General features: G+C 73.5%; 11 protein-coding genes and 1 riboswitch. Of the genes, 6 read left to right on the plus strand and 5 right to left on the minus strand.

Annotated elements, in window-relative coordinates:
* Positions 1 to 9: 9 nt before the first annotated feature.
* Both AB3388_RS18190 and uvrB read right to left on the minus strand, forming a co-directional pair.
* Positions 10 to 363 carry an MmcQ/YjbR family DNA-binding protein gene (locus AB3388_RS18190; protein WP_495406718.1) on the minus strand — a complete coding sequence of 118 codons (354 nt, stop codon included), beginning with the start codon at positions 361 to 363 and terminating at the stop codon, positions 10 to 12.
* 60 nt (positions 364 to 423) lie between these two features.
* Positions 424 to 2,550: an excinuclease ABC subunit UvrB gene (gene uvrB / locus AB3388_RS18195; protein ID WP_495406719.1), complete on the minus strand. Its 2,127-nt coding sequence runs from the start codon at positions 2,548 to 2,550 to the stop codon at positions 424 to 426.
* Positions 2,551 to 3,009: 459 nt separating this feature from the next.
* Between uvrB and glgX the strand changes: the two genes are divergently transcribed.
* Complete coding sequence (glgX, locus tag AB3388_RS18200) at positions 3,010 to 5,118, plus strand: glycogen debranching protein GlgX (protein WP_495406720.1); 2,109 nt, start codon at positions 3,010 to 3,012, stop codon at positions 5,116 to 5,118.
* Positions 5,115 to 7,445, plus strand: coding sequence for a malto-oligosyltrehalose synthase (gene treY / locus AB3388_RS18205; protein WP_495406721.1), 2,331 nt, complete (start codon positions 5,115 to 5,117; stop codon positions 7,443 to 7,445). Before glgX ends, treY begins: the two co-directional genes overlap by 4 nt.
* On the opposite strand, the gene AB3388_RS18210 is transcribed toward treY, so the two are convergent.
* From AB3388_RS18210 to AB3388_RS18220, 3 genes are read right to left on the minus strand one after another with little or no spacing between them, the layout of a single operon-like run.
* On the minus strand, positions 7,442 to 8,653 hold the full coding sequence (locus AB3388_RS18210; RefSeq protein ID WP_495406722.1) for an ABC transporter permease: 1,212 nt from the start codon (positions 8,651 to 8,653) through the stop codon (positions 7,442 to 7,444). The genes treY and AB3388_RS18210 overlap by 4 nt on opposite strands.
* Entirely contained in the window at positions 8,650 to 9,378 is a 729-nt protein-coding gene (locus AB3388_RS18215; RefSeq protein ID WP_495406723.1) for an ABC transporter ATP-binding protein, read from the minus strand. Before AB3388_RS18215 ends, AB3388_RS18210 begins: the two co-directional genes overlap by 4 nt.
* The gene (locus AB3388_RS18220) at positions 9,375 to 10,409 is read right to left on the minus strand and encodes a permuted SH3 domain-containing protein (protein WP_495406724.1); all 1,035 of its coding nucleotides are present in this window, start codon (positions 10,407 to 10,409) and stop codon (positions 9,375 to 9,377) included. The genes AB3388_RS18215 and AB3388_RS18220 overlap by 4 nt, the downstream gene beginning before the upstream one ends.
* Positions 10,410 to 10,727: 318 nt before the next feature.
* Positions 10,728 to 10,887, plus strand: a riboswitch (cyclic di-AMP (ydaO/yuaA leader).
* Here AB3388_RS18220 and AB3388_RS18225 point away from each other — a divergent pair.
* From AB3388_RS18225 to AB3388_RS18240, 4 genes are all read left to right on the plus strand, one after another.
* Positions 10,888 to 11,445, plus strand: a complete 558-nt coding sequence (locus AB3388_RS18225; RefSeq protein WP_495406725.1) for a transglycosylase family protein — start codon at positions 10,888 to 10,890, stop codon at positions 11,443 to 11,445.
* A gap of 85 nt (positions 11,446 to 11,530) precedes the next feature.
* On the plus strand, positions 11,531 to 12,496 hold the full coding sequence (locus AB3388_RS18230; protein ID WP_495406726.1) for an NAD(P)-dependent alcohol dehydrogenase: 966 nt from the start codon (positions 11,531 to 11,533) through the stop codon (positions 12,494 to 12,496).
* 57 nt (positions 12,497 to 12,553) lie between these two features.
* The gene (gene treZ, locus AB3388_RS18235) at positions 12,554 to 14,308 is read left to right on the plus strand and encodes a malto-oligosyltrehalose trehalohydrolase (protein WP_495406727.1); all 1,755 of its coding nucleotides are present in this window, start codon (positions 12,554 to 12,556) and stop codon (positions 14,306 to 14,308) included.
* A gap of 1 nt (position 14,309) precedes the next feature.
* Positions 14,310 to 15,044: a dihydrofolate reductase family protein gene (locus tag AB3388_RS18240; protein WP_495406728.1), complete on the plus strand. Its 735-nt coding sequence runs from the start codon at positions 14,310 to 14,312 to the stop codon at positions 15,042 to 15,044.
* Positions 15,045 to 15,056 lie beyond the last annotated feature (12 nt).

A 15,056-nucleotide genomic window follows, 5' to 3' on the forward strand; every position in this document is an offset into this window, starting at 1 on the left:
CCGGCCCGGTCAGCCGGCCGCCGGCCGCTTGCTCTTCGGCAGCGCCGCCACGATCGCGTCGTACGAGGTGTCGATCAGCTCGCGGACCTCGTCGTCGGGCACCTTCCCGGTCCAGTCGACGGAGTTCCAGCCGTAGCGCCCGACGTAGTGGCTCATCGTGATCGCGGCCGGATGGCGCTCGCGCCGCTCGGCGGCCTCCTCGGCGTTCCGGCCGCACTTGAGGGCGACGCTGCCGCCGTCGAGACCGATGAACGCGAACGCCTTGCCCCCGACCTTGGCCACCAGCTCGGCCTCGCCCCAGGGATAGGTCTCCTCGGCGCCCGGCTTGCCCAGGCAGTAGTCGACCAGCTCGTCGCGCTCCACGGCGGCCATCCTGCAGGGGCCCGCCGCGAGCTTGCGAGCGGTGGGGGCAGGATGGCCGTTTCAGGCGTGGGCGGCGTCGAGCTGGCGGAGCTCCTTCTTCAGCTCGGCGAGCTCGTCGCGCAGCCGGGCGGCCACCTCGAACTGCAGCTCGCGGGCGGCGGCCAGCATCTGCTCGTTCATCTGCGTGATCAGGTCGGCGAGCTCGTTGCGCGGCAGGCCCTGGACGTCGATCGCCCCGGCAGCCCCTGATCCACGGCCCGCCTTCTTCGACGACAGCCCCGGCACCGGCGACTTGCCGCGCGACTGCTGCCGCCCGGATCCGCCGAGCAGCTCCGCGGACTCGGCGTCCTCGGCCTCGCGGTAGATGCCGTCGAGGATGTCGACGATCTTCTTGCGCAGCGGCTGGGGGTCGATGCCCCGCTCAATGTTGTAGGCGATCTGCTTCTCTCGGCGCCGGTTGGTCTCCTCGATCGCCGTCGCCATCGACGGGGTGATCTTGTCGGCGTACATGTGCACCTGGCCGGAGACGTTGCGGGCCGCGCGGCCGATCGTCTGGATCAGCGAGGTGCCCGACCGCAGGAAGCCCTCCTTGTCGGCGTCGAGGATCGCCACCAGCGACACCTCGGGCAGGTCCAGCCCCTCCCGCAGCAGGTTGATGCCGACCAGCACGTCGTACTCGCCCTGCCGGAGCTCGCGGAGCAGCTCCACCCGGCGCAGGGTGTCGACCTCGGAGTGCAGGTACCGGACCTTGATGCCGAGCTCGAGCAGGTAGTCGGTGAGGTCCTCGGCCATCTTCTTGGTCAGCGTGGTGACCAGGACCCGCTCGTCCTTCTCGGTGCGCAGCCGGATCTCGTGCACCAGGTCGTCGATCTGCCCCTTGGTCGGCTTGACCACGACCTCGGGGTCGACCAGACCGGTCGGGCGGATGACCTGCTCGACGAACTCACCGCCGGTGCGGCCCAGCTCGTAGGGGCCGGGCGTCGCCGACAGGTAGACGGTCTGCCCGATCCGGTCCTGGAACTCCTCCCAGCGCAGCGGCCGGTTGTCCATCGCCGAGGGCAGCCGGAAACCGTGCTCGACGAGGGTCCGCTTGCGGCTCATGTCGCCCTCGTACATACCGCCGATCTGCGGCACGGTCACGTGCGACTCGTCGATGACCAGCAGGAAGTCGTCCGGGAAGTAGTCGATCAGACAGGAACCGGCGCTCCCGGCGGCGCGGCCGTCGATGTGCCGCGAGTAGTTCTCGATGCCGGAGCAGAACCCGACCTGGCGCATCATCTCGATGTCGTAGGTGGTCCGCATGCGCAGCCGCTGGGCCTCCAGCAGCTTGCCCTGCCGCTCCAGCTCGGCCAGCCGGTCCTCGAGCTCGTTCTCGATGCCCTTGATCGCCCGCTCCATGCGGTCGGGGCCGGCGGCGTAGTGGGTGGCCGGGAAGACGAAGATCTCGTCGACCTCGCGGACCACCTCGCCGGTGAGCGGGTGCAGGTAGTACAGCCGCTCCACCTCGTCGCCGAACATCTCGATCCGGACGGCGAGCTCCTCGTAGACCGGGAAGACCTCGATCGTGTCGCCCCGGACCCGGAACGTGCCGCGGGTGAACGACAGGTCGTTGCGGGTGTACTGCTCGGTGACGAGTGTGCGCAGCAGGTCGTCTCGGTCGTGCGACTCCCCCACCCGCACCCGCAGCGCCCGGTCGACGTACTCCTGCGGCGTGCCCAGGCCGTAGATGCACGAGACAGTGGCCACCACGATGACGTCGCGGCGGGTGAGCAGGCTCATCGTCGCCGAGTGCCGCAGCCGCTCGACCTCCTCGTTGATCGAGGAGTCCTTCTCGATGTAGGTGTCGGTCTGCGGGACGTAGGCCTCGGGCTGGTAGTAGTCGTAGTACGAGACGAAGTACTCGACGGCGTTGTCGGGGAACAGCTCCCGGAACTCGTTGGCCAGCTGCGCGGCGAGGGTCTTGTTCGGCGCCATGACCAGCGTCGGGCGCTGGACCTGCTCGACCAGCCAGGCGGTGGTCGCCGACTTGCCGGTGCCGGTGGCACCGAGCAGGACGACGTCCTTCTCCCCGGCGTCGACCCGCTGGGCGAGGTCCTTGATGGCGGCCGGCTGGTCACCCGAGGGCTCGAACTCGCTGACGACGCGGAAGCGCCCCTGGGTAGGCCGGATGTCGGTGGTCGCGCGCACGCCGACGACGGTACGACGCGGGTGTGACAGAACGGGTCCGAGCGGGAACTGGTGCCCGCGGGACGCCGGAGGGCGCCCGGTTACTTGTCCTCGTCGGCGTGTCCCCCTAGCGTTCTCGGTCGCAGCAGCGGTACCCGCCGGGGACCAGCGCCACCCGGGCTCCCGGGCGAGGTCGGACCCCGGCGGGTGCCGCTCTCCCGCGCCCCGGCGCCCGTCGCCGGGCCGGACCTGCGCACGCCGCCCCTCGCGGCCGGGCCCCTCGCGGCCCCGCCGCGGGGGGCGTCGTCGTCCTCCCGCACGGGCCGCAGGTGAGACACGTCTCTCCGCGGGTGATCCAGGTGTGCGGAACAGTGGACGCGGGCACAGCCGCGAGCGACGCCCGTCCGACCCCCTGTCCCCGTCCGGGACAGGGGGCCACTGCCCTCTGCCGCCAGAGGGCCACCGCAGGAGGAACACCGCATGACGCAGGTCTGGCCCGGGGCCGCCTATCCGCTGGGTGCCACGTACGACGGCACCGGCACCAACTTCGCGATCTTCAGCGAGGTGGCCGAGAAGGTCGAGCTGTGCCTGTTCGACGACGAGGGCAACGAGCAGCGCGTCGAGCTGCCGGAGATGGACGGCTTCGTCTGGCACGCGTTCCTCCCCGGCATCCAGCCCGGGCAGAAGTACGGCTACCGCGTGCACGGGCCCTACGACCCTTCGCAGGGGCTGCGCTGCAACCCGAACAAGCTGCTGCTCGACCCCTACGCGAAGGCGATCGAGGGCGGCGTCGACTGGGACCCGTCGGTCTTCGGCTACGACTTCGAGACCAAGGAGCCCAACGACGAGGACTCCGCGCCGCACATGCCGAAGTCCGTCGTCGTCAACCCGTACTTCGACTGGGGCGTGGACCGTCCGCCGAAGACGCCCTACCACCAGTCGGTCATCTACGAGGCCCACGTCAAGGGCCTGACCATGACCCACCCGCGGATCCCGGAGGAGCTGCGCGGCACCTACGCCGGCATCGCGCACCCGGCGATCGTCGAGTACCTGCAGGATCTCGGGGTCACCGCGATCGAGCTCATGCCGGTGCACCAGTTCGTGCAGGACGACACCCTGCAGCAGAAGGGCCTGCGCAACTACTGGGGCTACAACACGATCGGCTTCTTCGCCCCGCACAACGAGTACGCCAGCAGCACCGACGCCGGGCAGCAGGTGCAGGAGTTCAAGGGCATGGTCCGGACCCTGCACGAGGCCGGCATCGAGGTCATCCTCGACGTCGTCTACAACCACACGGCGGAGGGCAACCACCTGGGCCCGACGCTGTCGTTCAAGGGCATCGACAACCGGGCCTACTACCGGCTGGTCGAGGACGACCAGCAGTACTACATGGACTACACCGGCACCGGTAACTCGCTGAACGCCCGCACCCCCCAGGCGCTGCAGCTGATCATGGACTCGCTGCGCTACTGGGTCACCGAGATGCACGTCGACGGGTTCCGCTTCGACCTCGCCTCCACGCTGGCCCGCGAGCTGCACGACGTCGACCGGTTGTCGGCGTTCTTCGACCTGGTGCACCAGGACCCGGTGGTCAGCCAGGTCAAGCTGATCGCCGAGCCGTGGGACGTCGGCGAGGGCGGCTACCAGGTCGGCAACTTCCCGGCCCTGTGGACCGAGTGGAACGGCAAGTACCGGGACACCGTCCGCGACTTCTGGCGCGGCGAGGACGCGACGATCGGCGAGTTCGCCAGCCGGATCACCGGCTCCTCGGACCTGTACCAGCACTCCGGCCGGCGGCCGGTGGCCAGCATCAACTTCGTCACCGCCCACGACGGCTTCACGCTGCGCGACCTGGTCTCCTACAACGAGAAGCACAACGAGGCCAACGGCGAGGGCAACAACGACGGCGAGAGCCACAACCGCAGCTGGAACTGCGGGGTCGAGGGCGAGACCGACGACCCGAAGGTGCTCTCCCTGCGTGCCCGCCAGCAGCGCAACTTCCTGACCTCGCTGATGCTGTCCCAGGGCGTGCCGATGCTGCTGCACGGCGACGAGATGGGCCGCACGCAGCAGGGCAACAACAACGGCTACGCCCAGGACTCCGAGCTCACCTGGATCCACTGGGACGACGTCGACGAGCGGCTGGTGGAGTTCACCAAGCAGGTCATCAAGCTGCGCACCGACCACCCGGTGTTCCGCCGGCGCCGCTTCCTCTCCGGCCGGCCGGTGCGCCGGGCCGAGGGCGACCCGGTGCCCGACGTCGCCTGGCTGACGCCGGCGGGCGACCTGATGAGCGACGACGACTGGGACGTCGGCTTCGCCAAGTCGCTGGCCATGTACCTCAACGGCCACGGCATCCGGGAGACCGACGAGCGCGGCGAGGAGATCCTCGACGACTGCTTCTACCTGGCGTTCAACGCGCACCACGAGCCGATGGAGTTCACCCTGCCGACGGGCGAGTACGCCACCGCGTGGACGGTCGTGCTCGACACCGCCGAGCACGGCGAGCTCGAGCCCGACGAGCTCAAGCCCGGCGAGTCGCTCACCGTCGCCGCCCGCGCCACCGTCGTCCTGCGCGCGGCCTCGTGAGCGAGCGGACCGACGACGTCGAGCGCCGCCGCCGCGTCCCGGCCGCGACCTACCGGCTGCAGATCCACGCCGGCTTCTCGCTGGAGGACGCGGCCGAGGTGGCCGGCTACCTCGCCGACCTCGGGGTGACGCACGCCTACGCCTCTCCCCTGCTGCGCTCGGCCGAGGGCAGCAACCACGGCTACGACACCGTCGACCACGCGCACATCGACGAGGCGCGCGGCGGGCGGGAGGGCTTCGACCGGTTCGTCGCGGCGCTGCACGAGCACGGCCTCGGGCTGGTGCTCGACCTGGTGCCCAACCACATGGGCGTCGCCGACCCCGCCGCCGCGCCCTGGTGGTGGGACGTGCTGAAGAACGGGCGCACCAGTGCTCATGCCGATGCCTTCGACATCGACTGGGCGTTCGGCGGCGGCAAGGTCCGGCTTCCCGTCCTGGGCTCCGCGGACGACGTCGAGAAGCTCGAGGTGATCGACGGCGAGCTGCGCTACTACGACAACCGCTTCCCGCTCGCGCCCGGCACGGACGGCGGGACCCCGCAGGAGGTGCACGCCCGCCAGCACTACGAGCTCGTCGACTGGCGGCGCGCCGACACCGACCTGAACTACCGGCGGTTCTTCGCGATCAACACCCTCGCCGGGCTGCGCGTGGAGGACCCGGCGATCTTCGACGCCACCCACGACCTGGTGCTGCGCCTGGTCCACGAAGGCGCGGTCGACGGGCTGCGGATCGACCACCCCGACGGCCTGGCCGACCCGAAGGGCTACCTCGACCGGCTCGCCGAGGCCTCGGACCACCGGTGGACGGTCGTCGAGAAGATCCTCGAGCCCGGCGAGGAGCTGCCGGAGAGCTGGGCGACGGCGGGGACCACCGGCTACGACGCGCTCGCCGAGGTGGACGACGTCCTGGTCGATCCCGCCGGCGAGGCGGCGCTGACCGCGCTGGACACCGAGCTGGCCGGCCGGACCGTCGACTACGCGCGGCTGGTGCACGACTGCAAGCGCGAGGTCACCGACGGCATGCTCGGCTCGGAGGTCGCCCGCCTGGTGCGGGTGATCGGCGAGCTGCCGGGGGTGGACGCCGAACGCATTCGTGAGGCGCTGGCCGAGCTGCTCGCGACGTTCGCCGTCTACCGCAGCTACCTGCCCGACGGCCGCGAGCACCTCGACGCGACGGTGGCCGCCGTCCGCGACCGCCGTCCCGACCTGGTGGCCGCCGTCGACGCGCTGCACCCGGTGCTCGCGCAGGCCGGCACCGAGGCCGCCACCCGGTTCGAGCAGACCAGCGGCCCGGTCATGGCCAAGGGCGTGGAGGACTCCGCCTACTACCGCTGGGCGCGGTTCGTGGCGCTCAACGAGGTCGGCGGCGACCCGGCGCGGTTCGGCAGCACCGTCGAGGAGTTCCACGAGGCGCAGCGACGCCGGCTGGCGCGCAAGCCGGCGTCGATGACCACGCTGTCGACGCACGACACCAAGCGCAGCGAGGACGTCCGCGCCCGGCTGGCCGTGCTCGCGGAGCTCCCGACCGAGTGGGCGAGCCTGGTCCGCTACCTGCTGTCCCGGCACCCGCTGGCCGACCGGCCGCTGGCGCACCTGGTGTGGCAGAACCTGGTGGGCGCGTGGCCGCTCTCGCGCGAGCGGGCGCACGCCTACGTGGAGAAGGCCGCCCGCGAGGCCGGTACGTCGACCACCTGGACCAACCCGGTGCAGGAGTTCGAGGAGCAGCTGCACGCGCTGGTCGACGCCGCCTACGACGACGAGGCGACGGCTGCGCGGATCCACAAGTTCGTCGAGCGGATCGCGGGGTTCGGCCGGTCGAACTCGCTGTCCCAGAAGCTGCTGCAGCTGACCATGCCCGGCGTCCCCGACGTCTACCAGGGCACCGAGCTCTGGGACCTCTCGCTGGTGGACCCGGACAACCGGCGGCCGGTCGACTACGACCTGCGCCGGCGGCTGCTGGCGTCCCTCGACGGCGGCGAGACCCCCGGGATGGACGACACCGGCGCGGCCAAGCTGCTCGTCGTCTCCCGGACGCTGCGGGCCCGGCGCGATCACCCGGAGTGGTTCGACGGGTACGAGCCGGCCGAGGCCACCGGGTCCGCCGCGGGGCACGTCGTCGCGTTCGACCGGGGTGGGGCGGTGTCCGTGGCCACCCGGCTGCCGGTCGGGCTCGCGGAGCTCGGCGGCTGGGGCGACACGGCGCTGCAGCTGCCGAACGGCGCCTGGCGGGACCTGATCACCGGGACGCGGGTGGTCTCCGACGCCGCGGGGGCGCCGCTGGCCGACGCCCTCGCCCGCCTGCCGGTGGCGCTCCTCGTCCGCGACTAGAAACGAATGGCGTCGATCACCTTCGCGCGGACGGCGATGATCGCGGGCAGCAGGCCGGCCAGCGCGCCGACGGCGGTGGCGGCGACGAGGCCCTCGACCGCCGCCGCCACCGGGAACCCGGGGGTGTCGGCGAGCGGGATGCCGTTGCCCAGCCACTGCTCCAGCGGGAGGTTGCGGACGAGGACGACGGAGGCGCCGACGGCGACCACGCCGGCGACGAAGGTGGCGCAGACGCTCTCCAGCATCACCGCGGAGAAGATCCGCGCGGAGGTGGCCCCGAAGCTGCGGCGCACGCCGATCTCGCGGATCCGCTGGCGGACGGTCACCAGGCCGATGTTGAGCACGCTCAGGCCGCCGAGGACGAGCACCACGATCCCGGCACCGCGGATCGCCGTCCGCAGGGTGGCCAGGGTCTCCTCGATGTTGCCGGCGTCCTGCCGGAACGCCTGCACCTCGACGCCGGGCAGCGCCAGGCCGAGGTCGTTCTGGACGGTGGCGATCACCTCGTCGGCCTGCCGCGAGGGCACCCAGAGCTCGAGCGTCGGCGGGCCGAAGAAGGCCGACGACGTCGCGTCCGCGGTCTGCCCGGCGCCGGCCGAGCGGTCCACGCGGTAGACCATCGGCTGGTCGAACCCCTCGCGGACGACCCCGACCACCGTCGCCCGCACCGGGTCCGGCCCGCCGATGACCACCGTCGGGTGCCCGGACAGGTCGCTCGCCCCGAGCACCTGCAGGAACGCCTCGTTCACCACGAGGGCCGGGGACAGCGAGTCGCGGTCGCCGTCGCGCAGCCACCGGCCCTCGACCGGCTGGATGCGGTGCAGCTGGCCGTAGGACGGCGACACCCGCATCACCTGCACCGCCTGCGTGCCGCCCGGCAGCCGGAACAGGTCCTCCTCGTAGCCGATCGTGGCCGCGGTGGTGATCCGGTAGCGGGCGAGCAGGTCGGCGACGGCGGCGTCCCACTCCTGCGCGGGCGCGGGCAGGCCGGACTGCGGATCGAAGGCGCTGACCCCGATCGTGGCCGGCCGGCCGCCGCCGCGCTCGGACTGCTCCTGCTGGATCTGCGCGACGATCAGGCCGAGCGCGGTCACCGTCGTCATGGCGAACACGGCCAGGAACACGCCGACCAGCGAGAGGACGACGCGGGACTTGTGCACCCGCACCTCGTCCCACGCCTCCCGCAGCGCCGCGAGGACGGCGATCACGGAACGGCCCGCTCGGCGGTCGCGGCCCGGACCTCCGCCGGCGCCCCGAGCGGGGTCAGGTGGCCGCCGTCCAGGCGGTACTGCCGGTCGGCCAGCGCGGCGACCGAGTGGTCGTGGGTGATGGTGACCAGCGCCGCGCCGGTCTCCGCCGTCACCTGTGTGAGCAGCGCCATGACCCGCGCGCCGGTCTCGACGTCCAGAGCGCCGGTGGGCTCGTCGGCGAGGACGACCCGCGGCGAGCGCACCAGCGCGCGGGCGATCGCGACCCGCTGCTGCTCGCCGCCGGAGAGCCGCTCGGGCACCTGGTCGGCGCGGGCCGCCAGGCCCACCCGGTCGAGCATCTCCCGGGCGAGCCGGGTCCGGCGGAAGTAGCTGCGCCCGCGCGCGTAGAGCAGCGGCGCCGCGACGTTCTCGACGGCGGTGCGCCGCGGCAGCAGGTTGAACTGCTGGAAGACGAACCCGAACACCTCGCCGCGCAGCCGGGAGCGGCGGCGGGCGCGGAAGCGGTCCGTCGGCTCCCCGTCGAGCAGGTAGCTGCCGGCGGTGGGGCTGTCGAGCAGGCCCAGGATGTTGAGCAGGGTCGACTTGCCCGAGCCGGACCGGCCGACGACGGCGACGTGCTCGCCGGCGCCCACCTCGAGGTCGACGCCGGTGAGGATGCGCAGCAGGTCGCCGTCGGGCAGCGCGACGTCGCGGCAGACCCCGGCCAGGGTGAGCAGGCTCATCCGAACGGACCGCCCGTCGCGGGGTCCTGGACGGTGTCGTCGGGCACCGGGACGAACTGCAGCACCGCGTCGCCCTCGGCAAGCCCCTCGCGCACCTCGATCAGGTCGCCGTCCGTGAGGCCGAGCGCGACCTGCCGCTGCTCCGGTGCACCGTCGGCGCCCATCACCCAGACGTTGCCGGTCTGCACCGTGCCCTGCACCGCGGTGATCGGCACGACCAGGACGTCGTCGGCCCGGCCGGCCTCGATCGCCATCGAGGCCCCCATGCCGGCGAACACGGTCGCCTCCGGCGGCACCGCGCAGCGGGCCGTGGCGCCCGCGCCGGCCGACGCGGTGACCGCCCCGCCGAGGGACGGGTCGCCCGTCGCCGGGTCCTGGACGCTGTCGTCGTCCGGGGCGCCGAGTGTCAGGCCGCCGCACGGGAAGGGCGCCGGGCCGCCCTGCACCGTGACCTGCGCGGTGGAGGGCGGGGTGAGCAGCCGGAACTGCTGGGCCTGGGTGAGCGGGGCGGTGACCGACAGCGTGCCCGGGGAGACCGCGCCGACCCGGTCCCCCACCGCGACGACCTGGTCGACCAGCACGTCCAGGGCGCCGACCGTGCCGGCCGCGGCCGTCTTCACCGTCGTGGTCGTCACCAGCGGCGGGCGGGGCGTCACGGTCGGGTTGCCCTCGGCGTCGGTGCCGGTGAGGGGCTCGCGCTCCTCCTCCGAGCGGATCTCGAGCAGCGCCTGCCCCGCGGTCACGCGGTCCCCGGCGGCGACCAGCAGCCGGCGGACGGTGCCGGCCGCGGTGGCCTTCACCGGGACGGCGGGATCGGCCACGACCGTGCCGGTGACGGTGACCGTGTTGACCACCGAGCCGCGGGCGGCGGGAACGGTCGGCGCGGTCAGGTCGACGGTCGGCGCGCCGGGGCCGGCGGCCACGTCGGCGTCCGCGCCGCCGCGGAAGGCGAGCACCGCGAGGGCGGCGGCGATGACCGCCCAGACCAGCAGCCGCAGGGCCGGGAAGACGACCGTTCGCAGCGCGCCCATGCATGCTCCCTTGCCGGCGGGGTTGGGGTACTCGGTGGTACCGGTCGGCACGGGACCGTAGCGGGCGGCAGCCGCCGGTGGGGCCGGTTCCGCCGCGACGCGCGCACCGTCACCCGGATGCGGGAAGCACCCGCTCCGCGACGGTGTGTCGCGGGGCGAGTGCGCTGTGCAGGACCGGCGTCGGCGCGTCGGCGAAACGCCGACGCCACGCCCGGGAACCGCCCGGTTCGACAGGCCCAGCCGGAGGGCCCTCCCTACGGTTTCGCGCGTGCCCGGGCCTCACTCGGCCGGGTGCGAGGCGCCGGCCCGCCCAACCCCGTCCACCGGCTGCCTGTCCCTCTGATCAGCCCACGGACGGGGGCGGGGGAACCACATCTGACGCACGCGCTGCGTCTCGGGGTGAAGCCGCCACCGGCGGCCGGGCACACCGATCGCCCGAACCCGACAGCTCACCTCGCCGGCGGGGATCGGAGGATCCATGTCCCAGCACGACCTTCCCGGGTACCGCCGTGTCCGCCGCCTGCTGTGCGGCGGTGCGCTGGCCCTGGGCACCGCGATCGGGGGCGTCGCCCTCGCCGCGCCGGCGTCCGCCGCCGGACACGACTGGAGCGGCGTCGCACAGTGCGAGTCCGGGGGGAACTGGCACATCAACACCGGCAACGGCTACTACGGCGGGCTGCAGTTCAGCCGCTCCACCTGGCTGGCCTACGGCGGTGGCGCCTACGCCGCCCGGGCCGATCTGGCATCACCGGCGCAGCAGATCGCCGTGGCCGAACGGACGCTCGCCGGCCAGGGCGTCGGCGCGTGGCCGGTCTGCGGGCGGCACCTGCGGGGCGGCTCGACACCGGGTGCCACGTCGGCGCGGGCCTCGCACGCGTCGCACGCGTCCGGGGGCAGCTACGTGGTGAAGAGCGGTGACACGCTCGCGAAGATCGCGCGTGCGCACGGCATCAGCTGGCGCGCGCTCTGGGCGCAGAACCGGGGCGCCGTCCACAACCCGCACATGATCTACGTGGGCCAGCGCCTGCACGTCTGACGGGAGGAGCGGGCGAGGGAGCCGGGCCGGGGTGGCGTTCCCCGGCCCGGCTCTCGTCGCGTCGAGGCGCCGGTAGGGTCCGGCCGTGCGCGCCGCCGTCCGCACCCGGTACGGCCCGCCGGACGTCGTCCGGGTCCTGGACGTGGACCCGCCGCGGACCGCCGACGACGACCTGCTGGTGCGCGTGGTGGCCACGACGGTGAACCGCACCGACTGCGCCTACCGCGCGGGCACGCCCGTCCTCGTCCGGCTCGGCACCGGCCTCCCGCGGCCCCGCGTGCGGGTGCTCGGGACGGAGTTCGCGGGCGTGGTGACGGCGGCCGGGCCGGAGGTCACGACGTTCGCGCCCGGGGACCGCGTGTTCGGCTACGTGGAGGGCCGGTTCGGCGCGCACGCGGAGCACCCGGCCGTCGGCGCGCACGCCTCGGTCGCGCGGGTGCCGCCGGGGGTGGACTTCCACGAGGCGGCCGCGGCCACCGAGGGCGCGCACTACGCCCTCGCCTTCGTCCGGGTCGCCCGGGTTCGGCGCGGGCAGTCCGTCCTCGTGCTCGGGGCCACCGGGGCGATCGGCTCGGCGGCCGTCCAGCTGCTCGCGGCCGGCGGCGTCCGGGTGACCGCCGTGGCGCCGGGCAACGCCGACGTCGTCCGCGGGCTGGGCGCCGAGCGCGTCGTGGACGCCGCCGCCGAGGACGTCACCGACGACGGGCAGCGCTACGACGCCGTCCTCGACGCGGTCGGGAAGAGCACGTTCGCCCGCTGCCGGCCGCTGCTGGGACCCCGCGGCACCTACACCTCGGCGGAGCTCGGGCCGGCGGCGCAGAACCTGGCGCTCGCGGCGGTCTCGCCCCTGTCGCCCGGCCGGCGGGTGCGCTTCCCGTATCCCCGGCACGACCAGGCGATGATCCGGCGCCTCGCGGAGCTGCTCGGGTCCGGCCGGTTCCGGCCGCTCGTCGATCGCCGCTACCCGCTCGAGCGGATCGTCGAGGCCTACCGGTACGTCGAGACCGGCCGCAAGCTCGGCAGCGTCGTCGTCCGGGTCGCCGACGATTGAGCCGACGGCGCCCGGGCATGATGCCTGGGCTCCCGCTGCCGGAAGGAAGGCTCCTCCATGCCCGACCCCGTCGAGTTCGCCGTCTGGGCGCCGCTGCCGGAGCGCGTGCGGCTCCAGGTCGACGGCGCCGTCCACGACATGAGCCGGGACGACGACGGCTGGTGGCGCGCGGAGGTCGAGGCCTCCCCGGAGGCGGACTACGGGTTCCTGCTGGACGACAACCAGACGCCGCGCCCGGACCCGCGCTCGCGACGCCAGCCCGACGGCGTGCACGGCCTGTCCCGCCGGTTCGACCCGTCCGCCCACTCGTGGGGCGACACCGCGTGGACCGGGCGGCCGCTGGCCGGCGGCGCCGTCTACGAGCTGCACGTCGGCACGTTCACCCCCGAGGGCACCCTGGACGCCGCGATCGACAAGCTGGGCCACCTGGTCGACCTCGGCGTCGACTTCGTCGAGCTGCTGCCGGTCAACGCGTTCAACGGACCGCACAACTGGGGCTACGACGGCGTCCTCTGGTACGCGGTCCAGGAGACCTACGGCGGTCCCGCGGCCTACCAGCGGTTCGTCGACGCCTGCCACCAGCGCGGGCTCGGCGTGATCCAGGACGTCGTCTACAACCACCTCGGCCCGTCCGGGAACTACCTGCCGGAGTTCTTCCCGATCAACGCCTCGGGGGGCGCCACCACCTGGGGCAGCTCGATCAACCTCTCCGGGCCGGACTCCGACCAGGTGCGCCGCTACGTCCTCGACAACGCCCTGATGTGGTTCCGGGACATGCACGTCGACGGGCTGCGGCTCGACGCCGTCCACGCGCTGGTCGACGAGCGGGCCACGCACGTGCTGGAGGAGATGGCGCAGGAGGTCGACAAGCTGTCCGTCGCCGTCGGCCGGCCGCTGACGCTGATCGCCGAGAGCGACCTCAACGACCCGCGGATGGTCACCCCGCGGGTGGCCGGCGGGCTCGGGCTGACCGCCCAGTGGAGCGACGACTTCCACCACGCCCTGCACGCGTCGCTGACCGGCGAGGGGCAGGGCTACTACGGCGACTTCGCCGAGGCCGGGCTCGCCGGGCTGGCCAAGACGCTCACCGGCGCGTTCTTCCACGACGGCGCGTGGTCCAGCTTCCGCCGGCGGCACCACGGCCGCCCGGTCGACACCGCGCTGCTGCCCGGCTGGAAGTTCCTCGGCTACCTGCAGGACCACGACCAGATCGGCAACCGGGCGGTCGGCGACCGGATCTCGGCGTCCCTCTCCCCCGGCCTGCTCGCCGTCGGCGCGACGATCGTGCTGACCAGCCCGTTCACGCCGATGCTGTTCATGGGCGAGGAGTGGGGGGCGACGACGCCCTGGCAGTTCTTCACCAGCCATCCGGAGCCCGAGCTGGGCCGGGCGACGGCCGAGGGCCGGATCGGGGAGTTCGCCGAGCACGGCTGGGACGCCGACGTCGTCCCCGACCCGCAGGACCCCGAGACGTTCACCCGCTCCAAGCTCGACTGGTCCGAGCCGGCCAAGGAGCCGCACGACCGGTTGCTCGAGATCCACCGGACGCTCCTGGCCCTGCGCCGGCACCACCCCGAGCTGGTCGACCCCGACCTCGCCGCGATGGCGGTCAGCTGGGACGACGACGACCGCTGGATCGCCATCACCCGCGGCTCGCTGCGCGTCGTCGCCAACCTGGCCGACGCGCCCCGCGAGCTGGAGATCGACCGCCCGGCCACCGGGGTGCTGTTCAGCACCGGCGAGCAGCCCCGGCTGGACCGGGAGACCGTGACCCTGCCGGCGGAGACCGCCGCCGTCCTGACCACCTGCTGACATGCGCGCCGTGTTCCCCGACGTCCGGGACCTCGACGACGACGCGAGCCTGGCGCAGGCCTACGAGGCCCCGCCCGGGCGGTTCCTGCGGGTCAACTTCATCGCCTCCCTCGACGGCGCGACGACCGTCTCCGGGCGCAGCCGGGGCCTGCAGTCGCCGGGTGACCTGCGGGTGTTCCGGATGCTGCGCGCGCTGGCCGACGTCGTCCTGGTCGGCGCCGGCACCGCGCTCGCCGAGGGCTACGGCCCGATGTCCGACGACTCCGCGGTGGGCCGGATCCGGCTGGCGCTCGGCCGGGCGGGCACCGCGCCGATCGCCGTGGTCACCCGCCGGGCGTCCCTGAGCCCGCAGAGCCCGCTGGCGGGCGGCTCCTCCCCCACCCTGGTCCTCACCTGCGAGGCCGCGGACCCCGACCGGCGGGCCGCGCTGGCGGCCGCCGGCATGCAGGTGCTGGTCTGCGGGGAGGACGACGTCGACCTGCCGACGGCCGTCGACCGGCTGGTCGAGCGGGGCCTCGTGGAGATCACCTGCGAGGGCGGTCCCCAGCTGCTGCGCAGCTCGCTGGCCGCGGGCGTGGTCGACGAGCTCGACCTGTCCATCGCCCCCGCCCTCGTCGGCGGCGAGGTGCGGCTGGTCGGCGACGAGCCCCTGCACGACTTCGTCCGGCTCGACCTGACCCAGGTGCTCGAGGAGGACGGCATGCTCTTCACCCGCTACGGCGTCCGACGGGACTGATCGGTTCGCCCT

The organism is Geodermatophilus sp. SMS 5-13 (assembly GCF_059428245.1).